The sequence below is a fragment of the Chromobacterium aquaticum genome, assembly GCF_021129195.1.
Lineage (GTDB): Bacteria > Pseudomonadota > Gammaproteobacteria > Burkholderiales > Chromobacteriaceae > Chromobacterium > Chromobacterium aquaticum.
Map to the genome: position 1 here is coordinate 1 of NZ_JAJOHW010000047.1, position 4,255 is coordinate 4,255.

Annotated in this window: 4 protein-coding genes and 1 pseudogene; all 5 read left to right on the forward strand. The window is 65.6% G+C overall.

Features of this window, described 5'->3' with window-relative positions; all coding sequences use genetic code 11:
• Positions 1 to 1,209: nitric oxide reductase activation protein NorD (locus LQT98_RS08285; protein ID WP_231461897.1), on the forward strand; the 1,209-nt coding region annotated here is incomplete at its 5' end.
• 535 nt (positions 1,210 to 1,744) lie between these two features.
• Positions 1,745 to 1,957: a DUF3079 domain-containing protein gene (locus LQT98_RS08290; protein WP_048410854.1), complete on the forward strand. Its 213-nt coding sequence runs from the start codon at positions 1,745 to 1,747 to the stop codon at positions 1,955 to 1,957.
• A gap of 77 nt (positions 1,958 to 2,034) precedes the next feature.
• Positions 2,035 to 3,717, forward strand: a complete 1,683-nt coding sequence (locus LQT98_RS08295) for a nitrite reductase (RefSeq protein WP_269325976.1) — start codon at positions 2,035 to 2,037, stop codon at positions 3,715 to 3,717.
• A 50-nt stretch (positions 3,718 to 3,767) separates the two neighbouring features.
• Entirely contained in the window at positions 3,768 to 4,076 is a 309-nt protein-coding gene (locus tag LQT98_RS08300) for a c-type cytochrome (protein ID WP_048410852.1), read from the forward strand.
• Positions 4,058 to 4,255: pseudogene (locus LQT98_RS08305) on the forward strand (hypothetical protein); the annotation flags it as partial. The gene LQT98_RS08300 and the pseudogene LQT98_RS08305, both read left to right, overlap by 19 nt.

Here is a 4,255-nt window from a genome sequence, read left to right on the forward strand (position 1 = left end):
GGCGGGCAGGGCAGCCGCCATGCCGACGGCGAACGCGGCGGCGGCAAGGACGCCCAGCGCCAGCGCCGCCGCTACCGCGCCCGGCGCATGGAACAGGACCAGCGCAAGAACGGCATGCTGATGGTGTTCCGCGCCGAGAGCCTGTTCACCTGGGACGAATACGTCAAGGTCAACCGCCACAACGACGACGACGATGACGGCAACGGCGAAATCGCCGCCGAAGACATGAACCGGCTGACCCTGGGCCAGGACGCCCATACCCGTGGCAGCCGCTTGCGTTTCGATCTGGATCTGCCGGCCGCCGCCTACGACGACACCCCGCTGGGACCGGGCATCAAGCTGCCGGAATGGCACTGGAAGCGGCAATGCCTGGTGGAGGACCACTGCCTGCTGCGGCCGATGCTGCCGCGCGACGCCGCGCCGGCGCCGTTGCCGGAACGCTTGCAGCCGCTGGCGCGCCGGCTGCGGCGGCAATTTCAGGCGCTGGCGCCGGAACGCTGCCGACGCAGCGGCGAAACCGCCGGGCCGGACATCGACCTGGACCGGCTGATCCGCTTCCTTGCGGAACGACGCGGCGGCGCGGCGCTCAGCGAGCCGGCGCTGTACCAGGACTGGCCGCCGGGCGAACGCAGCCTGGCCTGCCTGACCCTGGCCGACCTGTCGCTGTCCACCGAAAGCTGGCTGGGCGAAACCGGCCGGGTGATCGACGTGATCCGCGACAGCCTGCTGTTGTTCGCCGAGGCGCTGGCCGCCAGCGGCGACGACTTCGGCCTGTACGGCTTTTCCTCGCTGCGGCGGCAGGAGGTGCGGCTGCAGATCCTGAAGGACTTCGCCGATCGCTACGACGACGACGCCCGCGGCCGCATCCTCGCCATCCGGCCCGGCTACTACACCCGTATGGGCGCGGCTATCCGCCAGTGCACCCGCATCCTGAGCGAGCGGCCGGCGCAGCGGCGTCTGCTATTGCTGATCTCGGACGGCAAGCCCAACGATCTGGACCATTACGAAGGCCGCTACGGCATAGAGGACACGCGCCAGGCGGTGCTGGAAGCCCGCCGCGCCGGCCTGACGCCGTTCTGCGTGACCATAGACCGGGAGGCGGGCGACTACCTGCCGCATTTGTTCGGCCGCAATGGTTATGCGCTGGTGCGGCAGGCGGAGCGGTTACCGCAGGCGTTGACCAGGCTGTATGCCAGCCTTACCGCATGAACGCGGCAAACAAAACCCCTGATGCTGCGTTGCGCCGACTTGCCGTACTCAATGTACTGTAGCTTCGCAGAAACTTCGTTTTCTGCGTCGGCGCGCCTTGCCTCAGGGATTTTGTTAGCCGCTCTAGCGGGCTGAATGGCCATTGTTTGATATCGCGCCAAGTCCGTCTGCGCTATGCATGGCATGGTTCCGTTTCTTTTTCATGTTCCTGAGGGGCGGGTTAAGAGACGTAGGCAAATACGAATTCGACGCGCCCCTGCTCCCTTCAAGCCTGCCGACGGGTGGCAGGCCCGAGGTTTTAAGCGGCTGCTTTGTTTGAGCGATTTGACGTTAGCAAATCGCGAGTTCAGCCGCGCCTCGGGCCTGACGGGACCCGGCGGGAAGCCGCAGGCCAGGCTTGCAGGGCGGCCTTTAGGGTAAAGGGAGATTTGGCCGCGCAAATCTCCCTTTCCGTTTGCCGGGCGGAACCGGCCCTAAATCATCATCCGCGAAGCGGATTCGAAAATGATGAACATCGCGAACACAGAAGGATTCCATGGCCAAAAAATTCCCGCTGCACCCCGCCCACCCCGAACGCATCTGCTGGGGCTGCGACCTCTATTGCCCCGCCAACTCCCTGCAGTGCGGCAACGGCTCCAGCCGTACCCAGCATCCGGCGGAAGTGCTGGGCGACGACTGGTATCAATACGGCGACTGGGGCCTGGAAGATTCCCCGGTCACCGGACAGGACGGCTCCGGCAAGCGTTGATTCGAATCAAGGCTGTCCATATGCGTCCGGGATGATCATGCTCGCAAAAGGGTTATTCCTAACGCTGGAGCGCTACCATGAAGTCTCCGAAGCAGTCCCTGTTCACCAAGAGCGTCTTGCTCGCCCTGTTGCCGCTGGCAGCGGCCCCCGTCTGGGCGGACACTGCCGCCCCGCCCGCCGGCGAGGCGATGCACCAGAACGCCAACGCCAAAGCCCCGCCGATGACCGAGGCGGAATTCACCCGCGGCAAGCAAATCTACTTCGAACGCTGCGCCGGCTGTCACGGCGTGCTGCGCAAAGGCGCCACCGGCAAGGCGCTGACGCCGGACATCACCCTGGCGCGCGGCACTGAATACCTGAAAACCTTCATCAAATACGGCTCCCCGGCCGGCATGCCCAACTGGGGCACCTCCGGCGAATTCAACGACCAGCAAGTGGACCTGATGGCGCGCTATGTGCAGCAAGAGCCGCCCACCCCGCCGGAATTCGGCATGCAGGACATGCTGGCCACCTGGAAAGTGCAAGTGCCGGTGGACAAGCGTCCGCGGCGCAAGGAAAACCAGCTGGACATCTCCAACCTGTTCTCCGTCACTCTGCGCGACGCCGGCGAAATCGCGCTGATCGACGGCCACAGCAAACAGATCGTCAGCGTGATCAAGACCGGCTACGCCGTGCACATCTCCCGGCTGTCCAAATCCGGCCGCTACCTGTACGTGATCGGCCGCGACGGCAAGATCAACCTGGTGGACCTGTGGATGGCCAAGCCGGACAGCGTGGCGGAAATCCGTATCGGCCTGGAAGCGCGCTCGGTGGAAACCTCCAAATACCGCGGCTACGACGACAAGCTGGCGGTGGCCGGCGCTTACTGGCCGCCGCAATACGTGATCATGGACGGCGCCAGCCTCAAGCCGTTGAAAATCGTCGGCACCCGCGGCATGACGGTGGACAACGAATACCACCCGGAACCGCGCGTGGCCTCCATCGTGGCCAGCCATTACAAGCCGGAATTCGTGGTCAACGCCAAGGAAACCGGCAAGATCATGATGGTGGACTACTCCGACCTGGCCAACCTCAAGACCACCACCATAGACGCCGCCAAATTCCTGCACGACGGCGGTTTCGACGCCAGCGGCCGCTACTTCATGGTGGCCGCCAACGCCTCCAACAAAGTGGCGGTGGTGGACACCAAGCTGGACAAGCTGGCGGCGCTGGTGGACGTGGGCAAAACCCCGCACCCCGGCCGCGGCGCCAACTTCACCGATCCGCAATACGGGCCGGTGTGGGCCACCAGCCACCTGGGCGACGACAGCATCAGCCTGGTGGGCACCGATCCGGAAAAACACAAGGCCCAGGCCTGGAAAGTGGTGCGCACGCTGAAAGGGCAGGGCGGCGGCTCGCTGTTCATCAAGACCCATCCGCAATCCGCCAATCTGTGGGTGGACACCGTGTTCAATCCGGACGCCAAGCTCAGCCAGAGCGTGGCGGTGTTCGACATCAAGCACCTGGACAAGGGCTTCAGCATGCTGCCGATAGGCGAATGGTCCGGCCTGAGCGACGGCGCCAAGCGCGTGCTGCAACCGGAGTACAACAAGGCTGGCGATGAAGTCTGGTTCTCGGTGTGGAGCGCCAAGGACAAGCAATCCGCCATCGTGGTGGTGGACGACAAGACCCGCAAGCTCAAGGCGGTGATCAAGGACCCGCGCCTGGTCACCCCCACCGGCAAGTTCAACGTCTACAACACCCAGCACGACATCTACTGACCCCGCCAGAACGCCTGCCGGGCACGGCCCGGCGGGCGGAGGAGACTGCAATGAAAACAAGCCTGATCCTGGCCTGCGCCGCCCTGGCGCTGCATGCGCTGCCGGCCGCGGCCGCCGCGCCGGAAGCGCTGCTCAAGCAGCACAACTGCCTGGCCTGTCACGCGCTGGACGCCAAGCTGGTGGGGCCGTCCTACCAGCAGGTGGCCGCCAAGTACAAGGGGCAGGACGTCGCCGCCAAGCTGATGGACAAGGTGAAACAGGGCGGCTCCGGCAGCTTTGGCCCGGTGCCGATGTCGCCCAACCCGCAAGTGCCGGACGCCGATCTCAAGGCCATGGTGCAATGGATCTTGAACCGCTGATCCGCGGCGCGGCGGTAGCGCTGCTGCTGTGCTGCGGCAGCGCCATCGCCGCGCCGGCGGCCCCCGCGCCGGAGCGGGCGGCCCAGTTGCGCCACCTGGTGCGCCAGGACTGCGGCGCCTGCCACGGGCTGAGCCTACGCGGCGGGCTGGGCAGCCCGCTGACGCCGGCGGCGCTCAAG